The organism is Enterobacter cloacae complex sp. GYL001 (assembly GCF_049237125.1).
GTDB classification, from domain to species: Bacteria; Pseudomonadota; Gammaproteobacteria; order Enterobacterales; family Enterobacteriaceae; genus Enterobacter; species Enterobacter hormaechei_C.
In genome coordinates this window covers 109,558-128,872 of record NZ_JBMKGW010000002.1, presented here as the reverse complement: position 1 = coordinate 128,872, position 19,315 = coordinate 109,558, and the positions used below count along the sequence as shown (strand labels likewise).

Genomic DNA, 19,315 nt, shown 5'->3' with positions numbered 1-19,315 from the left:
AGGTGTTATTTAATAAGCCGGGGAAGTTTACGCCTCGCCCTGCGCGATTTCACGCAGTTTTGCCGAAGGGATAATATTAACCCCCTCCTGCGACGGAGCCAGCGCCTCTTTTAGCATCGCCAGCGCGACATCCCGTGCCTCGATGGACTTCCAGTTACCCGGCAGAATGCGAAACAGCGGAGCGAAAAAAGACTCGTTAAAACGACGTTCGTCACGGTGCCCCATCAGCATGGAAGGTCGCGCGATGGTCAGGCGCTCCCATTTCTGCGCGATTAACGCCTCTTCCATTTTGCCCTTCACCTGGTTGTAAAAAAACGGCGAGCCTGCGTTCGCGCCGTGCGCGCTGACCACCAGGAAATGTTTTGCGCCCAGCTTTTTCGCCGTCAGGGCGGTATCCACCACCAGTGTGTAATCCGCATGGACAAAAGCTTCTTTACTACCCGCTTCCCGTCGGGTGGTGCCAAGGCAGCAAAAGGCGATATCAATGGGATCCTGCACCTGCGCCAGCGCGTCGGTGAGCTGTGGATCGTGCGGGTTATAGACGCCGGTGATATCCAACAGCGGGCGACGCGTCGGGGCGGCGATATAATTGATATGCCGATCCTGGATCAGCAGCCGCAGCAGATGTCCACCCACCAGCCCGGTTGCGCCGGTAATCAGTACCTGACTCATCTTATCCCCTTTACAGAATTGTCCGTTTGCGTTCTGGGCCTGCTCTACCACACTTAAAAGTCTGTTACCGGTAAGTATTTACCACAAACGGGAAAAAAACAGTCTGAAGCGAAAACAACGGAGGAAGCATGGGTAAAAAAATCGCAGTCTTGATTACCGACGAGTTTGAAGATTCAGAATTTACGTCGCCAGCAGAGGCATTCCGCAAGGCGGGCCACGAGGTGGTCACCATCGAGAAAGAAGCGGGTAAAACCGTGAAGGGCCATAAGGGCGAAGCCAGCGTGACCATTGACGAATCCATTGATAACGTCAGCCCGTCGGATTTCGACGCCCTGCTGTTACCGGGCGGTCATTCACCGGATTCCCTGCGCGGAGACGAGCGTTTCGTCACCTTTACCCGTGACTTCGTCGGCACCGGTAAACCGGTATTTGCCATTTGCCACGGTCCGCAGCTGCTGATCAGCGCCGAGGTGGTACGCGGGCGTAAGCTCACCGCGGTGAAGCCGATCGTTATCGATCTGAAAAACGCGGGAGCCGAGTTCTACGATCAGGAAGTGGTGAACGATAACGATCAGCTGATCACCAGCCGTACACCGGACGATCTGCCGGCGTTTAACCGTGAAGCGCTACGCCTGCTCGGCGCGTAACCAGTGCAGCTTCTTGCCAAAGCCCAGGGTGTTGTCGGTAAATTTCAGCTCATCAAGGCGGATTTCCCACACCGGGGCTTTTAGCGCCGCGGCCACCGGGAAGCGGCGCGTATAGCGTTTGCGTTGCGCGTCGCTCTCCTCACCTTCCAGGCGACGAATTTCGCCTTTAAACTGGACCCCGCGGATCAGCGCAACGGTTTTAGGCTGACCGTTTACCGTGCCCGCCACTTTTGCCCGCTGGCCCGTCATCTGCGCATGCCGCGTTTTATCTTCGCTCATCACGTAAAAGGCCACGCGCCCGGGATCGTAGTAATAAAAGGCATTTGCGCACCACATCTCCTCGTCTTTACAGACGCACCAGGTCACGACATGCTGCTTTGCCAGCCAGCGGTTAATGGCGGCCAGTGTTTCCATTTTCGCTCTCTCTCATGCTATGGTGCGTTCACCTTAACATACTGAATCTGTTTACCGTGTGCTGGTTTCTCTATCTTGTCCGAACCGCTGATAACGCACTCTACACCGGGATCACTACCGATGTGGCACGGCGTTTTTTACAACATCAAACGGGGAAAGGGGCGAAGGCGCTGCGGGGGAAAGGTGAACTTCAGTTAGCGTTTTCAGCCGCCGTGGGCGACAGATCCCTGGCGCTCAGGCTGGAATACCGCATCAAGCAGCTGACGAAGCGCCAGAAAGAGCGTCTCGTCAACGGGGACGGCTCTTTCGAGGCGCTACGCGAAAGCCTGCTTAAAAACGATTGAAATGATCGTGGTACTCCACCAGACCGGTAACGCCGTCGAGCGCATCATCCGCCAGAGGATGCACCAGGAAAGATGTTTCCGTGCCCGGCCAGTGGCAGCGCAGATCGTATCTGGACGCTGGCTTAAAACCTAAACGTTCGTAGAACGCCGGATCGCCCAGAACGACGACAGCGGCATAGCCAAATTCATTCAGTGAATCCAGCCCTTCATAGACCAGCTGGCGCGCCAGGCCCTGGCCACGGTAGTTTTCATCCACAGCCAGCGGCGCCATGCCGACCCACTGTAACTCTTCACCCTGCACAATCACCGGGCTGAAGGCCACGTAGCCGACCACCTGCCCTTCATCGTCGGTGGCAACCAGGCCCAGCGTAATCAGGCCATCTTCGCGAAGATCGTGAACCAGTTGGGCTTCGGCGTCGCCTGCAAAAGAGCGGCGTAACAACGCATCGATACCCGGCGCATCAATCCCAATTTCGACTCGAATCAGCATGGCTCACCTACTGAAGTGTGTTTACTGTCCGGCGGGGTTTTTAGCCCGGCCTCAACGAAATCTGCCATTTGCATCAACATCATACGCAGCGCTTTCGGCATCTGCTCCAGCTCAATGGCATCCATTAAATTTTTGACGTACAGACCGAGCTCCGTGTCGCCTTCAATCACCAGACGACGCTGGAAGAAGAGGGTGTCCGGATCCTGTTTGCGCGCGGCGATCATCAGCAGATCGCTGGCATCCGCGCTAAAGCTGACATCCGCCTCGGCGGTTTCACGGACGATCAGCCGATCGCTCTCAACGGAAGTAAACCAGCGCAACCCGATATCGCGCACTTCAATCTTTAACCAGCGGCCTTCCAGAAACTCCAGCTCACCGTCCTGTAGCGCCTGGCGGAACTGCCAGCTCAGTACCTGTTCCAGCACCTGGCGTTTAAGCGCGAACGGCGCCAGTTTTACCGGCACGCTCAGCATTGATGGACCAAATTGTACGAGACGTGAACGCAGTTTATCCAGCACGAGCTTTACTCCCTGATAGCTATAGTCCTGCTATTTTGCCATATCCCGACAAGAAGATAGCGGCGTAAATCAACAAACCGTTGTCCGGTATACCTCATTATTGGTGCCATCAATACGCCATTAGCTGCCTTAAATCAAAAATTGTCGCGTATGGGTTAATTAAAATCCCAGCTCGTTAACATTTTTTACGATCCCTGCGATCGACAACATCGGGATAAATTATGGAGCTGCTCTGCCCTGCCGGAAACCTTCCGGCGCTTAAGGCGGCCATCGAAAATGGGGCCGATGCGGTCTATATCGGGCTGAAAGATGATACCAACGCCCGCCATTTTGCGGGTCTTAACTTTACGGAGAAAAAGCTTCAGGAAGCCGTTAACTTCGTTCACCAGCACCGGCGCAAACTGCACATCGCCATCAATACCTTTGCCCATCCTGATGGCTATGCCCGCTGGCAGCGCGCCGTGGATATGGCGGCCCAGCTGGGCGCAGATGCGCTGATCCTGGCTGACCTCGCCATGCTTGAGTATGCGGCAGAACGTTATCCGCATATTGAGCGCCACGTCTCTGTTCAGGCATCGGCCACCAATGAAGAGGCCGTGCGTTTTTATCATCGACACTTTGACGTGGCTCGCGTGGTGCTGCCGCGCGTGCTCTCTATTCATCAGGTTAAGCAACTGGCGCGCGTCACGCCAGTGCCGCTGGAGGTTTTTGCCTTCGGCAGCCTGTGCATCATGGCCGAAGGCCGCTGCTATCTTTCTTCCTATCTCACCGGGGAATCGCCAAATACCGTCGGCGCCTGCTCGCCTGCCCGCTTCGTTCGCTGGCAGCAAACGCCGCAGGGACTGGAGTCACGCCTGAATGACGTGTTAATTGACCGCTATCAGGACGGTGAAAACGCGGGCTACCCGACGCTGTGCAAAGGCCGTTATCTGGTGGACGGCGAGCGCTACCACGCACTGGAGGAGCCCACCAGCCTCAACACGCTGGAATTGCTGCCGGAACTGCTGGCCGCCAATATTGCCTCGGTGAAAATCGAAGGCCGCCAGCGCAGCCCGGCCTACGTGAGCCAGGTAGCGAAGGTGTGGCGTCAGGCCATCGACCGCTGCATGGCGGACCCGCAAAACTACGCCCCGCAGCCGGCATGGATGGAGACGCTCGGCGCGATGTCCGAAGGCACCCAAACCACGCTCGGCGCGTATCACCGTAAATGGCAGTGAGATAATCATGAAATATTCATTAGGGCCGGTGCTTTACTACTGGCCAAAAGAGACGCTGGAAGATTTTTACCAGCAGGCGGCTAACAGCGGCGCCGATGTGATTTACCTCGGCGAAGCGGTGTGCAGCAAGCGCCGCGCCACCAAAGTGGGCGACTGGCTGGATATGGCGAAAAACCTGGCCGGCAGCGGCAAGCAGGTGGTGCTCTCGACGCTGGCGCTGGTACAGGCGTCCTCTGAACTGGGCGAGCTGAAGCGCTACGTCGAAAACGGTGAGTTCCTGCTGGAGGCGAGCGACCTGGGCGTGGTGAACATGTGTGCCGAGCGTAAGCTGCCGTTTGTCGCCGGACATGCGCTGAATTGCTATAACGCGGTGACCCTGCGCCTGCTGCTCAAACAGGGGATGACCCGCTGGTGCATGCCGGTTGAGCTCTCCCGCGACTGGCTGGCCAACCTGCTCACACAGTGCGAAGAGCTGGGCATTCGCAACAAGTTTGAAGTGGAGGTTCTGAGCTACGGCCATCTGCCGCTGGCCTACTCTGCCCGCTGCTTCACCGCACGTTCCGAAGATCGCCCGAAAGACGAGTGCGAAACCTGCTGCATTAAGTACCCGAACGGCCGCAGTATGCTGTCGCAGGAGAACCAGCAGGTGTTTGTCCTCAACGGCATTCAGACCATGAGCGGTTACGTCTATAACCTCGGCAACGAACTGGCGTCAATGCACGGGCTGGTGGATATGGTGCGTCTTTCGCCGCTTGATACCGGTGTTTTCGCGATGCTGGACGCCTTCCGCGCCAACGAAAACGGCGCCTCACCGCTGCCGCTGACGGCAAACAGCGACTGCAACGGTTACTGGCGACGTCTCGCCGGGCTGGAGTTGCAGGCGTAAAAAAAGCTCACTTTGTTAACAACGGTTATCATTTTTTAATGCAGTATTAAAGATTGACCGTCGACAAAGTGAGCTGTTATGACTGACAAAACCATTCCGTTTTCGGTGCTGGATCTGGCGCCGATCCCACAAGGCTCCTCGGCCAGAGAAGCCTTCACGCACTCTCTCGATCTTGCTCAGCTTGCCGAAAAGCGCGGCTATCATCGCTACTGGCTGGCGGAGCACCACAATATGGTGGGCATCGCCAGCGCCGCCACCTCGGTGCTGATTGGCTATCTGGCGGCGAATACCACCACTCTGCACCTGGGCTCCGGCGGTGTGATGCTGCCGAACCACGCCCCGCTGGTGATTGCCGAGCAGTTCGGGACGCTGAATACCCTTTATCCGGGCCGTATTGATCTAGGGCTTGGCCGCGCGCCGGGCAGCGACCAGCCGACCATGCGCGCCCTGCGTCGCCATATGAGCGGCGATATCGATAACTTCCCGCGCGATGTGGCGGAGCTGGTGGACTGGTTTGACGCGCGGGATCCGAACCCGCACGTGCGTCCTGTGCCGGGGTACGGGGAAAAGATCCCGGTATGGCTGTTAGGCTCAAGCCTGTACAGCGCGCAGCTCGCCGCTCAGCTGGGGCTGCCGTTCGCGTTCGCTTCCCACTTCGCGCCGGATATGCTGCATCAGGCGCTGCATCTTTATCGTACGCACTTCAAACCGTCTGAACGTCTGGAGAAGCCGTATGCGATGGTGTGTATCAATATCATTGCCGCCGACAGCAACCGCGACGCGGAATTCCTGTTTACCTCTATGCAGCAGGCATTTGTGAAGCTGCGTCGCGGTGAGACGGGCCAGCTTCCACCGCCGGTAGAGAATATGCATCAGCTGTGGTCGGCCTCCGAGCAGTATGGCGTGCAGCAGGCTCTGAGTATGTCGCTGGTGGGTGATAAGGCGAAAGTGCGTCACGGGCTGGAGGCGGTGCTGCGTGAAACGCAGGCGGATGAGATTATGGTTAACGGCCAGATTTTCGATCACCAGGCGCGTCTGCATTCGTTTGATTTGGCGATGCAGGTGAAAGAGGAGTTGGTGGGGTAGTTTTTTGCTTTGCCCGGTGGCGCTTCGCTTACCGGGCCTACGGGATCGCGTAGGCCGGATAAGGCGTAGCCGCCATCCGGCACAAAAACTTACTGATATACCGGCAACAGATTAAAACTCGACAGCACGTGGACCACCGCGTTGCCGATACCAAATACCAGAATCAGCGCAATCATCGGTTTTCCGCCCCAGACGCGGAATTTCGGGCTGCCGAAGCGCTTACGTGATTTGCGCGCCAGCAGCGCCGGTACAATCGCCGCCCAGATGGTGGCCGCCAGTCCCGCATAGCCGATGGCGTACAGGAAACCGTTCGGCCACAGCAGGCCGCCCACAATCGGCGGCAGGAAGGTCAACAGCGCGGTTTTGAAGCGCCCCATAGCAGAGTCATCAAAACCAAACAGATCCGCCAAGTAGTCAAACAGGCCCAGCGTCACGCCGAGGAATGAGCTCGCCACCGCAAAGTTCGAGAAGACCACCAGAAGCAGATCCAGACTGCGGCTGTTCAGCACGCCGCTCAGCGCCTGTACCAGCACATCAATGTTACCGCCCTTCTGCGCAATGCCGATAAATTCCGGACGCGGGATGTTACCCATCGTCCCCAGCAGCCAGATCACATACAGCCCCAGCGCCAGCAGCGTGCCGTAAACCAGGCATTTCACGATGGTGCGCGGATCCTTGCCGTAGTATTTCATCAGGCTCGGTACGTTGCCGTGGTAGCCGAACGACGCCAGACAGAATGGCAGCGTCATCAGCAGGTACGGCGTGTAGGAGGTGTTCACTTCCGCAACGTTAAACAGCGTGGCCGGCGTGACGTGCCCCAGCAGGCTGCCGAAGGTCAGAAAGAAGGTGATGACCTTTGCGCCCAGCACGATCGCCGTCATGCGGCTGACCGCTTTGGTGCTCATCCAGACGATAAACGCCACGACCAGCGCGAAGCAGAGACCCGCCAGACGCGCCGGAACGTTCAGCGACATCTCTGAGAAGGTGTGATGCAGAATCGACCCGCTCGCTGAAATGTACGCGTAGGTCAGGATATAGAGTACAAACGCGATGGACAGCCCGTTCACCAGGTTCCAGCCTTTGCCCAACAGATCCCGGGTGATGGTGTCGAAGCTGGAGCCAATGCGGTAGTTCAGGTTTGCTTCAAGGATCATCAGCCCGGAATGGAGCATGCAGAACCAGGTGAAAACCAGCGCCGCCAGCGACCAGAAGAACCACGCACCGGACATGACCACAGGCAGGGAAAACATCCCGGCACCAATGATGGTTCCGCCGATGATCACCACGCCGCCAAGCAGCGAAGGTGACGTTTGGGTGGTGGTTAGTGTTGCCATGCGGCCTTATCTCCAGTGAAAAATGTGGTTCTGCATTTTAGTGTGTTGCACTGTACCAGTACAAGAGTACAAAAGGAATAAAAAAAGCCCCGATAGCAACTATCGGGGCTGTATATTTTACTTTACGTCAGAAGCGAAAGGCTTACGCGTCACCGAAACGACGACGGCTGGCGCCTTCTTCACGGCGTGGACCACGGTTTTCGCGGCGCTCACCGGAGAAACGACGGCCTTCACCACCGCGACCTTCGCTGCGACCGCCTTCACGACGCTCGCCACCGAAACCGCGACCACCGCCACGACGTTCGCCGCCACGGTCAGGACGTGGCTGTGCATCGCCCAGCAGCTGCATGTTCATCGGCTTGTTCAGGATGCGGGTGCGAGTAAAGTGTTGCAGTACTTCGCCCGGCATGCCTTTTGGCAGCTCGATGGTGGAGTGGGAACCGAACAGCTTGATGTTACCGATGTAACGGCTGCTGATGTCGCCTTCGTTAGCGATCGCGCCAACGATGTGACGAACTTCAACACCATCATCACGGCCCACTTCAATGCGATACAGTTCCATTTCGCCAGCGTCACGACGCTCGCGACGTGGACGGTCTTCACCACCACGCTCTGGACGGTCACCGCGTGGACCACGGTCGTTACGGTCGCCACGACGTTCGAAACGATCGTCACGGTCACGGAACTCACGCTTAGGACGCATCGGCGCATCAGGTGGCACGATCAGGCTACGTTCGCCCTGCGCCATTTTCAGCAGTGCTGCGGCCAGGGTTTCCATGTCCAGCTCTTCGCCTTCAGCGACAGGCTGGATCTGGGACAGCAGCGCACGGTACTGATCCAGATCGCTGCTTTCCAGCTGCTGCTGTACTTTCGCGGCGAATTTTTCCAGACGGCGTTTGCCCAGCAGTTCTGCGTTTGGCAGCTCGGCTTCTGGAATGGTCAGCTTCATGGTGCGTTCAATGTTACGCAGCAGACGACGCTCGCGGTTCTCAACGAACAGCAGCGCACGGCCTGCACGACCCGCACGACCGGTACGGCCGATACGGTGAACGTAAGACTCGGAGTCCATTGGGATATCGTAGTTTACAACCAGGCTGATACGCTCAACGTCCAGGCCACGTGCTGCCACGTCGGTTGCAATCAGGATATCCAGACGACCGTCTTTAAGACGCTCCAGAGTCTGCTCACGCAGGGCCTGGTTCATGTCGCCGTTCAGCGCTGCGCTGTTGTAGCCGCTACGCTCCAGGGCTTCAGCCACTTCCAGGGTCGCGTTTTTGGTACGAACGAAAATAATCGCCGCATCAAAATCTTCCGCTTCCAGGAAACGCACCAGCGCTTCGTTTTTGCGCATGCCGTACACAGACCAGTAGCTCTGGCTGATGTCCGGGCGAGTGGTCACGCTGGACTGAATACGCACTTCCTGCGGCTCTTTCATGAAGCGGCGGGTAATGCGACGGATCGCTTCTGGCATAGTTGCAGAGAACAGAGCGGTCTGATGACCTTCCGGGATCTGCGCCATGATGGTTTCTACGTCTTCGATGAAGCCCATACGCAGCATTTCATCGGCTTCGTCCAGTACCAGACCGCTCAGTTTAGAGAGGTCCAGGGTACCGCGCTTCAGGTGATCCAGCAGACGGCCCGGCGTACCGACAACAATCTGTGGACCCTGGCGCAGGGCGCGTAACTGCACGTCATAACGCTGGCCGCCGTACAGGGCTACCACGTTTACGCCGCGCATATGTTTAGAGAATTCCGTCATAGCTTCAGCAACCTGAACAGCCAGTTCACGGGTTGGAGCCAGGACGAGGATCTGCGGCGCGCGCAGGTCCGGATCAATGTTGTTCAGCAGCGGCAGCGAGAATGCTGCGGTTTTACCGCTACCAGTCTGGGCCATGCCCAGCACGTCACGACCAGAAAGCAGGTGTGGGATACACTCAGCCTGGATCGGAGATGGTTTTTCGTAACCCAGATCGTTAAGGGCTTCAAGGATAGGAGCCTTCAGGCCCAGATCTGCAAAAGTGGTTTCGAATTCAGCCATGTAGTACAAGTGCCTCGATATTAATGGCGGCCAGTCTACTTAGCTCATCGTGAAAATGATTAGCAATTTTCATTGAAAAGTGTGAACCGGCTCAAATTAGGTGTATTGACGAACAACAACGCCCTCACCAGTGAAGGTGATGGCAATCAAAAGATTACGGGCTGATGTTTATGTCGTCAGCTATTGCTGGTCCGATTCTGCCAGGTCGTCTTGCTCCTGGCCCAAGAGCGATAATTCCAACAATGCATAACGGTGCTCAACGAAGTTATGTACGTTGTTAGCAACCGCTAATTTGAACAGTGCCGTAGCGCTGTCCATATCCCCCAGACTTAGGTAGTACTTACCTAAATAGAAGTTGGTTTCACTGAGATGCTCAGCGAGCGAGGTGTTATCCGTTGCGTCCGCCTTGAGGCGTTCCATCAGCGTTGCTTCGCTAATGTTGCCCAGGTAGAACTCGACAATGTTCCATCCCCACTGTTCCTTGTCCGATTTATCGAAGCGCTGTTTCAGTGCTTCTTTGGCCTGCTTCTCATCGAGCTTCTGCTCAACGATGTAAAGCCACAGGCTGCGGAAAGGATCATTAGGATCGTCTTGATAAAACGCCAGCAGATCATCTTGCGCTAACTTATCACGACCGCCGTAATACAATGCGATACCGCGATTCAAGTGCGCGTAGTTGTAAGTTGGATCAAGCTCAAGTACAGAATCAAACGCTTCATAGGCAGCATCAAAATTGCCTGCCTGCGTTAAATAAATGCCTAAGTAATTGAATACTTCAGGCATATCAGGTCGGATCGCCAGCGCTTGTGAAAAATCATTTCGCGCTAGTGCCCTCAGACCGAGACTATCATACAACACTCCGCGCTCATATAAAAGCTGTGCGCGTTCGTCATCGGTTAAAGCCCGACTGGCAAGTATTTGTTCCATGCGTGCCAGAATGACTTCCTGCTGCAAAGTCGGTTGCAATGGCACTGCGAGGACTTCGCTCTTACGCCAGGCAGAGTTGCTGCATCCTGCCAGCGTTAAAGCTGTCGCAACGAAACACCAGCGCAAAAAAGGCTTCATTTCCCACTCCCGAAGACAACTATTGATGAACGTCCTGTCCCCCGGCGGCTTAACAAGGCGTCCTGCCTGATAATAAGCCCTCCGCCTGCGCGGAGGGCAAATGGCAACCTTACTCGCCTTGCTGTTCAGCAGCCGGGGCTTCCGGTGCCGCAGCAGGCTGAGACTGCTCGGTTGCTTCTTTAATGCTCAGACGGATACGGCCCTGGCGGTCAACTTCCAGAACTTTCACCGGTACTTCCTGACCCATTTGCAGGTAATCGGTCACTTTCTCAACGCGCTTGTCAGCGATCTGAGAGATGTGTACCAGACCTTCTTTACCGCCACCGATGGCAACGAATGCGCCAAAGTCAACGATACGGGTCACTTTACCATTGTAGATACGGCCCACTTCGATTTCTGCCGTGATCTCTTCGATACGACGGATAGCGTATTTCGCTTTCTCGCCGTCGGTTGCTGCGATTTTCACAGTACCGTCATCTTCGATTTCGATGGTGGTGCCCGTTTCTTCGGTCAGTGCACGGATAACAGAACCGCCCTTACCGATAACATCTTTGATCTTGTCTGGATTGATCTTGATGGTGTGGATACGTGGAGCGAACTGAGAAATGTCGCCACGCGGCGCATTAATCGCCTGTTCCATCACGCCCAGGATGTGCAGACGCGCACCTTTAGCCTGGTTCAGAGCAACCTGCATGATCTCTTTGGTGATACCTTCAATTTTGATATCCATCTGCAAGGCAGAGATACCGTCACGGGAACCCGCTACTTTGAAGTCCATATCGCCCAGGTGGTCTTCGTCGCCCAGAATGTCAGACAGAACAACGTAGTTGTCGCCCTCTTTCACCAGACCCATTGCGATACCCGCAACGGCGGCTTTAATTGGCACGCCTGCATCCATCAGCGCCAGAGAGGCACCACACACGGAAGCCATAGAAGAGGAACCGTTGGATTCGGTGATTTCAGACACCACACGTACGGTGTACGGGAATTTGTCTGCTTCTGGCATCACTGCCAGCACGCCGCGCTTCGCCAGACGACCGTGACCAATTTCACGACGCTTCGGTGAGCCAACCATACCGGTTTCGCCCACAGAGTACGGAGGGAAGTTGTAGTGGAACAGGAAGCTGTCAGTACGCTCGCCCATCAGTTCGTCGATGATCTGTGCGTCACGTGCGGTACCCAGGGTCGCGGTTACCAGCGCCTGCGTTTCACCACGGGTGAACAGCGCAGAACCGTGAGTACGTGGCAGTACGCCAGTACGCACGTCCAGACCACGGATCATGTCTTTTTCACGGCCATCGATACGCGGCTCGCCTGCCAGGACGCGGCTACGAACAACGTTTTTCTCGATGGCGTGCAGGATTTCGCCAATCTCGTTAGCGTCCAGCGTTTCGTCTTCGGCAACCAGGGTCGCGGTCACTTCAGATTTGATCACATCAACCTGAGCATAGCGCTCCTGTTTGTCGGTGATGCGGTATGCGTCGCTCAGACGAGATTCTGCCAGTGCAGCAACGCGTGCGTTCAGCGCGTCGTTCACCGCTTCTGGCTGCCAGTCCCAACGTGGTTTACCGGCTTCTTTCACCAGGTCGTTGATGTTCCGGATAACGATCTGCTGCTGCTCGTGGCCAAATACCACAGCGCCCAGCATCTGATCTTCGCTCAGCAGTTCAGCTTCGGATTCAACCATCAGAACCGCTGCTTCAGTACCGGCAACAACCAGGTCCAGCTTACTCTCTTTCAGCTCTTCCTGAGTTGGGTTCAGTACGTACTGGTCGTTGATGTAGCCAACGCGCGCGGAACCGATTGGGCCATTGAATGGAATACCAGACAGTGACAGGGCCGCAGATGCGCCGATCATAGCAACGATGTCCGGGTTAACCTGTGGGTTAACGGAAACAACGGTCGCAATAACCTGAACTTCGTTTACGAAGCCTTCCGGGAACAGCGGACGAACCGGGCGGTCAATCAGACGCGCGATCAGGGTTTCGCCTTCGCTTGGACGGCCTTCACGACGGAAGAAGCCACCCGGGATTTTACCGGCAGCGTAGGTACGCTCCTGGTAGTTAACGGTCAGTGGGAAGAAGTCCTGACCTGGTTTAGCTTTTTTCTGGCCAACTACGGTAACGAATACAGCGGTGTCATCCATGCTTACCATAACGGCAGCAGTAGCCTGACGCGCCATCATGCCGGTTTCCAGCGTGACGGTATGCTGACCATACTGGAATTTACGAACGATCGGATTCAGCAAAATTCTGTCCTTTCTTAAATGTTTGAAAGCACACCTCAGGTGTGCTGACGATTTAACCCGACCTTCTTCGCATCCTCGCGACTAATGACAACCGACACCCCCATGGGTGAAGCCTCTCATTAGCCGCGCGAACCTCTGCAATGAAGATCATTTATAGCAACAATACAATAGTTTCCATTGAATTGCTGCCGTCTGGTTGAAAAAAGGGGCCATCAGGCCCCCTTTTCTGAAACTCGCAAGAATTAGCGACGCAGGCCCAGACGCTCGATCAGCGCGGTGTAGCGTGCAACATCTTTACGCTTCAGGTAGTCGAGCAGTTTACGACGCTGAGAAACCATACGCAGCAGACCACGACGGCTGTGGTGATCTTTTTTGTGCTCTGCAAAGTGACCTTGCAGGTGGTTAATCTGTGCAGTCAGCAGTGCAACCTGAACTTCGGTAGAACCGCTGTCGTTAGTACCACGACCAAACTCAGAAACGATTTTAGCTTTAGCTTCAACGCTTAGAGACATTTTCAAACTCCAAAGTATAAAGAATGTAAGGATGCCGATCTCTAATTCAGCTATCCCATGTACGCCCCGCAGATTGTTAAACAATTTACCAGGCGTTAAGCGGCGATATTCTACTCGTCTCCCCTGCTTATCGCAAGGTGAGGCGTTATCACCGTCACGCTTCGACCGGATATTCGACGACCAGACGACGCGGCGCCACACGCCCTTCGCCGTCCATTTCGCCCATACCGATGAATTTCCCTTCGTCACCTTCCGTCACGCGTACCAGGCCCTCAAGCGGCGCCCCCGATGTGCGAACCGGGTTTCCGTTCTTAAAGTAAACGGACGATGTTAAAGGAAGATTAACAACCGGGAAGTCCACTGCCGGACTGTCCATTGGCATCAGCAGCGGGTCCAGCAGATCGGCTGGCGCAACGCCCTGCGCTTGCGCCTGTTCAACCAGGGCGTGCAGATGCTCAAGCGTCACCATGCGTTCGACCGGATATTTGCTGACCGCCAGACGACGCAGATAAATCACATGCGCGCCGCAGCCCAGCTTTTCACCGAGGTCATCAATGATGGTGCGGATATAGGTCCCTTTCGAACAGTGTACTTCCAGCTCGAGTTCATCACCTTCGTGGCGAATGAACAGCAACTCATACACGGTAATCGGACGAGCTTCACGCGGAACCTCAATGCCCTGACGCGCATATTCGTAGAGCTTTTTGCCCTGATATTTCAGCGCCGAATACATCGACGGCACCTGTAGCGTATCACCACGGAAGCTGTCCAGCGCCGCATCAAGTTGCTCCGCGCTGAAGGTCACCGGGCGCTCTTCCACCACCAGGCCATCTGCATCGGAGGTATCCGTGCGCTGGCCCAGTTTGGCAATCACGCGGTAGCGCTTATCCGAATCCAGCAGGTACTGGGAAAACTTTGTCGCTTCCCCCAGGCAGATCGGCAGCATGCCGGTTGCCAGCGGATCCAGCGCGCCAGTGTGCCCTGCACGGTTGGCGTTATAAATACGCTTCACTTTTTGCAGCACGTCGTTGCTGGATGCGCCCTGTGGTTTATCCAGCAACAGCACGCCATGCACGTCACGACCGCGACGACGAGGACGACTCATCAGTCCTCCTTGCTGTCGTCCGCCGGGTTAACACGACGCTCATCGTCATGTTTCACCACGCTGGTCACCAGGTTGGACATACGCATACCTTCAACCAGCGAGTTGTCGTAGAAGAAGGTCAGCTCTGGCACGATACGCAGGCGCATTGCTTTGCCAAGCAGAGAGCGGATGAAACCAGAGGCTTCCTGCAATGCTTTAATGCCGTTCTTCACGGCGTCTTCATCCTGGTCATTCAGGAAAGTAACAAACACTTTGGCGTACGCCAGGTCGCGGGACATTTCCACGCCAGACACGGTGGTCATCATACCCACGCGTGGATCTTTGATTTCACGTTGCAGAATGAGAGCGATCTCTTTCTGCATCTCCTGCGCGACGCGCTGTGGGCGACCAAATTCTTTCGCCATAATAAATTCTCCAGACAAAAAAGGGGCTTAAGCCCCTTTTTAAAATTACTGCCGGGTGGCGCTTCGCTTACCCGGCCTACGCTAATTACTCTTCAGTTGACGAAGATTACGCGATGGTACGCTGAATTTCGATGATCTCGAACACTTCGATCATATCGCCAACGCGAACGTCGTTGTAGTTCTTCACGCCGATACCACATTCCATGCCGTTACGGACTTCGTTAACGTCATCTTTGAAGCGGCGCAGGGATTCCAGCTCACCTTCGTAGATAACCACGTTGTCACGCAGTACGCGGATTGGGTTGTGACGCTTGATGGTTCCTTCGGTAACCATACAGCCCGCGATCGCACCGAATTTCGGTGATTTGAACACGTCACGTACTTCAGCCAGACCGATGATCTGCTGTTTCAGCTCAGGAGACAGCATGCCGCTCATCGCTGCTTTCACTTCGTCAATCAGGTTATAGATAACGGAGTAGTAACGCAGATCCAGGCTTTCAGCATCAATCACTTTACGCGCAGATGCGTCAGCACGAACGTTGAAGCCAACCAGGATCGCGTTGGACGCTGCTGCCAGGGTTGCGTCGGTTTCGGTGATACCACCTACGCCAGAACCGATGATCTTCACTTTCACTTCGTCGGTAGACAGTTTCAGCAAGGAGTCGGAGATCGCTTCCACAGAACCCTGAACGTCCGCTTTCAGAACGATGTTCACTTCGTGAACTTCGCCTTCGGTCATGTTGGCAAACATGTTCTCGAGTTTAGATTTCTGCTGACGAGCCAGCTTCACTTCACGGAATTTACCCTGACGATACAGAGCGACTTCACGCGCTTTCTTCTCGTCACGTACCACGGTGACTTCGTCACCGGCAGCCGGAACACCGGACAGGCCGAGAATTTCCACTGGAATGGACGGACCCGCTTCCAGCACTTCCTGACCCAGTTCGTTACGCATCGCACGAACGCGACCGTATTCGAAACCACACAGAACGATGTCGCCCTTGTGCAGAGTACCTTCGCGAACCAGAACGGTTGCAACCGGACCACGACCTTTATCCAGGAAGGATTCGATTACCGCGCCGCTCGCCATACCTTTACGAACCGCTTTCAGCTCCAGAACTTCAGCCTGAAGCAGGATAGCGTTCAGCAGGTCGTCGATACCGGTACCTGCTTTTGCAGATACAGGGATGAACTGCGCTTCACCGCCCCACTCTTCCGGCATAACGCCGTACTGGGACAGTTCGTTCTTCACGCGATCCATATCGGCTTCTGGCTTATCGATTTTGTTAACTGCGACAACCAGAGGCACCTGCGCCGCTTTCGCGTGCTGGATAGCTTCAATGGTCTGTGGCATCACGCCATCGTCGGCAGCAACGACCAGAACAACGATATCCGTTGCCTGAGCACCACGAGCACGCATTGAGGTAAACGCTGCGTGGCCTGGGGTATCCAGGAAGGTGATCATGCCGTTTTCGGTTTCTACGTGGTAAGCACCGATGTGCTGGGTAATACCACCCGCTTCGCCGGAGGCAACCTTAGTAGAACGAATGTAGTCAAGCAGAGAGGTTTTACCGTGGTCAACGTGACCCATGATGGTCACGACCGGTGCGCGCGGTTCAGCCGCTGCGCCCGTATCACGGTCGCTCATTACTGCTTCTTCCAGCTCGTTTTCACGACGCAGGATAACTTTGTGGCCCATCTCTTCGGCAACCAGCTGTGCGGTTTCCTGGTCGATGACCTGGTTGATGGTGGCCATTGCGCCCAGTTTCATCATCGCTTTGATGACCTGAGAGCCTTTCACCGCCATCTTGTTAGCCAGTTCGCCAACGGTGATGGTTTCGCCGATCACAACGTCACGGTTAACGGCCTGAGCAGGCTTCTGGAAGCCCTGCTGGAGAGCGGAACCTTTACGCTTGCCGCCTTTACCGCCGCGAACCGCTGCACGCGCTTCTTCACGGTCAGCTTTTGATTCAGCGTGTTTGTTACCTTTTTTCGCAGGACGCGCAGCTTTTGCACTGCGAGTACGGCCACGACCACCTTCAACTTCGCGGTCGTTGTCGTCTTCTGCCTGACGCGCATGCTGAGACGTGGTGACGTGATAATCGCTGGTATCTTCAGTTGGTTCAGCGGTATTCACACCGTTCTTCTCGTTTTCTTCTGCCATGCGACGCGCTTCTTCGGCGACGCGGCGAGCTTCTTCTTCAAGCTTGCGGCGGGCTTCTTCTTCCGCTTTACGCTTCAGCTCGGCAGCTTCATTTTCACGGCGGGCTTTTTCAGCCTGGGCAGTTTTGGTCATTTCGTCGGTCTGTTGATTGCTCACTTTGTCTTTTTCCGCAGCGTCACGCTTCGCTTTTTCACCGGCGTCGCGTTTCGCTTTTTCTGCGGCCTCACGTTCAGCTTTTAATTCTGCTTCACGTTTGGCAGTGGCTTCTGCCTCACGCTGAGCTTGTTCTTCCGCTTCACGCTGTGCCTGCTCTTCCGCGGCAAGGCGTTCTGCCTCTTGCGGATCACGTTTTACAAAGGTGCGCGTCTTGCGGACTTCAATTTGTACCGACTTGCTTTTGCCACCGGTACCAGGGATGTTCAACGTGCTACGCGTTTTACGCTGTAGCGTTAACTTGTCAGGCGTAGAGCCGTGTTCACGGTTCAGGTGCGCTAACAAGGTTTGTTTTTCTTGCGCGGTCACCGAGTCATCAGCGGACTTCGGGATCCCTGCATCAGCAAATTGCTGTACCAGGCGGTCCACGGAGGTCTGAATCTCAGCAGCCAGCGATTTTACAGTTACATCAGTCATGCTGTTCCTTCCTGCTACAGTTTATTACGCTTCGTCGCCGAACCAGCAAATATTACGTGCGGCCATGATGAGTTCGCCGGCTTTCTCGTCGGTTAAACCTTCGATATCGGCCAGGTCATCAACGCCTTGCTCAGCGAGATCTTCCAGCGTACAAACACCACGGGCAGCCAGCTTGAACGCAATCGCACGATCAAGACCTTCCAGATTCAGCAGGTCATCAGCCGGCTTCTTATCGCCAAGGCTTTCTTCCTGAGCCAGCGCCAGGGTGGTCAGTGCGTTTTTAGCGCGTTCACGCAGGGCTTCAACGGTTGGTTCATCCAGACCGTCAATTTCCAGCAGCTCTTTCATTGGCACGTAGGCCAGTTCTTCCAGCGTAGAGAAACCTTCTTCAACCAGCACAGTGGCGAAGTCTTCGTCAATGTCCAGGTATTTGGTGAAGGTATCGATCGCCGCGTGGGCTTCAGCCTGATGCTTGGCCTGAAGGTCATCAACGGTCATCACGTTGAGTTCCCAGCCGCTCAGCTGTGACGCCAGACGTACGTTCTGACCGTTACGGCCAATCGCCTGCGCCAGGTTGCCCGCTTCTACAGCGATATCCATGGTGTGTTTGTCTTCGTCAACAACGATAGACGCCACATCAGCCGGTGCCATTGCGTTGATCACGAACTGCGCCGGGTTATCGTCCCACAGAACGATATCAATGCGCTCGCCGCCCAGTTCGGTAGAAACCGCCTGAACACGTGCGCCACGCATACCGACGCAAGCACCGACCGGGTCGATACGCTTGTCGTTGGTTTTCACCGCAATTTTCGCACGGGAACCCGGATCGCGGGCCGCCGCTTTGATTTCGATAACTTCTTCGCCGATTTCCGGCACTTCGATACGGAACAGTTCAACCAGCATTTCTGGTTTAGAACGCGTCACGAACAGCTGTGCACCACGCGCTTCAGGACGTACGGCATACAGCACACCACGAATACGGTCGCCTGGGCGGAAGTTTTCACGCGGCAGCATGTCTTCGCGCAGGATCACGGCTTCAGCGTTACCCGGCAGCCCCTCGGATTTGATCTCCAGAGAGATGTTGTCGCGGTTCACTTTCTTCACCACACCTGTGATGATTTCGCCTTCCTGATCGCGGAACTGATCGACAACCAGCGCGCGCTCGGCTTCGCGCACTTTCTGCACAATAACCTGCTTCGCGGTCTGGGTGGTGATACGGTCGAAGGTAACAGATTCAATCTGATCTTCAACGTAGTCACCCACGTTCAGACTTTCGTCTTCAAAACGTGCCGCTTCCAGGGTGATCTCTTTAGTCGGTTGGGTCACTTCTTCAACGATTACCCAACGACGGAATGTATCGAAGTCACCGCTTTTACGATCGATTTCTACGCGAACATCGATCTCTTGTTCGTATTTTTTCTTGGTTGCTGTAGCCAGTGCACTTTCCAGCGCTTCGAAAATCTTCTCACGCGGCAGTGATTTCTCGTTGGAGACGGCTTCAACAACAGCCAAAATTTCTTTGTTCATCGCGGGCTTTTCAC

General features: G+C 55.4%; 19 protein-coding genes. 5 read left to right on the top strand and 14 right to left on the bottom strand.

Translation table 11 applies throughout. The annotated features are described in order from the left end of the window. Window positions 1-27: 27 nt before the first annotated feature. Window positions 28-672 carry an NAD(P)H-binding protein gene (locus ACOTWU_RS04700; RefSeq protein ID WP_023304489.1) on the bottom strand — a complete coding sequence of 215 codons (645 nt, stop codon included), beginning with the start codon at window positions 670-672 and terminating at the stop codon, window positions 28-30. A gap of 128 nt (window positions 673-800) precedes the next feature. Here ACOTWU_RS04700 and ACOTWU_RS04695 point away from each other — a divergent pair, with 128 nt between their 5' ends. Continuing rightward, the gene (locus ACOTWU_RS04695) at window positions 801-1,319 is read left to right on the top strand and encodes a type 1 glutamine amidotransferase domain-containing protein (RefSeq protein ID WP_015571965.1); all 519 of its coding nucleotides are present in this window, start codon (window positions 801-803) and stop codon (window positions 1,317-1,319) included. Here the strand turns inward: ACOTWU_RS04695 and ACOTWU_RS04690 are convergent. Beyond that, window positions 1,299-1,733: a YhbP family protein gene (locus ACOTWU_RS04690; protein WP_047365703.1), complete on the bottom strand. Its 435-nt coding sequence runs from the start codon at window positions 1,731-1,733 to the stop codon at window positions 1,299-1,301. The genes ACOTWU_RS04695 and ACOTWU_RS04690 overlap by 21 nt on opposite strands. 14 nt (window positions 1,734-1,747) lie before the next feature. Between ACOTWU_RS04690 and ACOTWU_RS04685 the strand changes: the two genes are divergently transcribed. Then, a complete protein-coding gene (locus ACOTWU_RS04685; RefSeq protein ID WP_003861768.1) occupies window positions 1,748-2,077 on the top strand; it encodes a GIY-YIG nuclease family protein in 330 nt (109 codons plus the stop codon). Here ACOTWU_RS04685 and ACOTWU_RS04680 read toward each other — a convergent pair. Together ACOTWU_RS04680 and ubiT are read right to left on the bottom strand one after the other, a co-directional pair. Then, window positions 2,064-2,567, bottom strand: coding sequence for a GNAT family N-acetyltransferase (locus ACOTWU_RS04680; RefSeq protein ID WP_015571968.1), 504 nt, complete (start codon window positions 2,565-2,567; stop codon window positions 2,064-2,066). The two genes, ACOTWU_RS04685 and ACOTWU_RS04680, sit on opposite strands and share 14 nt — an antisense overlap. Beyond that, the gene (gene ubiT, locus ACOTWU_RS04675; protein WP_017693922.1) at window positions 2,561-3,085 is read right to left on the bottom strand and encodes a ubiquinone anaerobic biosynthesis accessory factor UbiT; all 525 of its coding nucleotides are present in this window, start codon (window positions 3,083-3,085) and stop codon (window positions 2,561-2,563) included. Before ubiT ends, ACOTWU_RS04680 begins: the two co-directional genes overlap by 7 nt. 221 nt (window positions 3,086-3,306) lie before the next feature. Here ubiT and ubiU point away from each other — a divergent pair, with 221 nt between their 5' ends. From ubiU to ACOTWU_RS04660, 3 genes are all read left to right on the top strand, one after another. Next, on the top strand, window positions 3,307-4,302 hold the full coding sequence (gene ubiU / locus ACOTWU_RS04670; protein ID WP_045329228.1) for a ubiquinone anaerobic biosynthesis protein UbiU: 996 nt from the start codon (window positions 3,307-3,309) through the stop codon (window positions 4,300-4,302). A gap of 7 nt (window positions 4,303-4,309) precedes the next feature. Beyond that, window positions 4,310-5,188, top strand: coding sequence for a U32 family peptidase (locus tag ACOTWU_RS04665; protein WP_421625759.1), 879 nt, complete (start codon window positions 4,310-4,312; stop codon window positions 5,186-5,188). Window positions 5,189-5,266: 78 nt separating this feature from the next. Further along, a complete protein-coding gene (locus tag ACOTWU_RS04660) occupies window positions 5,267-6,274 on the top strand; it encodes a luciferase-like monooxygenase (protein WP_006812112.1) in 1,008 nt (335 codons plus the stop codon). An 89-nt stretch (window positions 6,275-6,363) separates the two neighbouring features. On the opposite strand, the gene mtr is transcribed toward ACOTWU_RS04660, so the two are convergent. The 10 genes from mtr to nusA form a co-directional block, all read right to left on the bottom strand. Then, window positions 6,364-7,608: a tryptophan permease gene (gene mtr / locus ACOTWU_RS04655; protein ID WP_015571971.1), complete on the bottom strand. Its 1,245-nt coding sequence runs from the start codon at window positions 7,606-7,608 to the stop codon at window positions 6,364-6,366. Between the two features lie 142 nt (window positions 7,609-7,750). Beyond that, window positions 7,751-9,646 (bottom strand): DEAD/DEAH family ATP-dependent RNA helicase, encoded by a 1,896-nt coding sequence (locus tag ACOTWU_RS04650; protein ID WP_003861780.1) that lies wholly within the window; start codon window positions 9,644-9,646, stop codon window positions 7,751-7,753. Beyond that, on the bottom strand, window positions 9,639-9,719 hold the full coding sequence (gene yrbN, locus ACOTWU_RS04645; protein ID WP_097397692.1) for a protein YrbN: 81 nt from the start codon (window positions 9,717-9,719) through the stop codon (window positions 9,639-9,641). The genes ACOTWU_RS04650 and yrbN overlap by 8 nt, the downstream gene beginning before the upstream one ends. A gap of 107 nt (window positions 9,720-9,826) precedes the next feature. Then, window positions 9,827-10,711: a lipoprotein NlpI gene (gene nlpI, locus ACOTWU_RS04640; protein WP_017693920.1), complete on the bottom strand. Its 885-nt coding sequence runs from the start codon at window positions 10,709-10,711 to the stop codon at window positions 9,827-9,829. A 109-nt stretch (window positions 10,712-10,820) separates the two neighbouring features. Beyond that, window positions 10,821-12,959: a polyribonucleotide nucleotidyltransferase gene (gene pnp / locus ACOTWU_RS04635; RefSeq protein WP_126499192.1), complete on the bottom strand. Its 2,139-nt coding sequence runs from the start codon at window positions 12,957-12,959 to the stop codon at window positions 10,821-10,823. 242 nt (window positions 12,960-13,201) lie between these two features. Next, window positions 13,202-13,471, bottom strand: coding sequence for a 30S ribosomal protein S15 (rpsO, locus tag ACOTWU_RS04630; RefSeq protein ID WP_003861789.1), 270 nt, complete (start codon window positions 13,469-13,471; stop codon window positions 13,202-13,204). A 154-nt stretch (window positions 13,472-13,625) separates the two neighbouring features. Continuing rightward, complete coding sequence (gene truB, locus ACOTWU_RS04625; protein WP_017693918.1) at window positions 13,626-14,576, bottom strand: tRNA pseudouridine(55) synthase TruB; 951 nt, start codon at window positions 14,574-14,576, stop codon at window positions 13,626-13,628. Beyond that, window positions 14,576-14,980 carry a 30S ribosome-binding factor RbfA gene (gene rbfA, locus ACOTWU_RS04620; protein ID WP_003861793.1) on the bottom strand — a complete coding sequence of 135 codons (405 nt, stop codon included), beginning with the start codon at window positions 14,978-14,980 and terminating at the stop codon, window positions 14,576-14,578. Before rbfA ends, truB begins: the two co-directional genes overlap by 1 nt. 106 nt (window positions 14,981-15,086) lie before the next feature. Next, window positions 15,087-17,774, bottom strand: a complete 2,688-nt coding sequence (gene infB / locus ACOTWU_RS04615; RefSeq protein ID WP_006812117.1) for a translation initiation factor IF-2 — start codon at window positions 17,772-17,774, stop codon at window positions 15,087-15,089. 24 nt (window positions 17,775-17,798) lie between these two features. Continuing rightward, window positions 17,799-19,301: a transcription termination factor NusA gene (gene nusA, locus ACOTWU_RS04610; protein WP_003861798.1), complete on the bottom strand. Its 1,503-nt coding sequence runs from the start codon at window positions 19,299-19,301 to the stop codon at window positions 17,799-17,801. Window positions 19,302-19,315 lie beyond the last annotated feature (14 nt).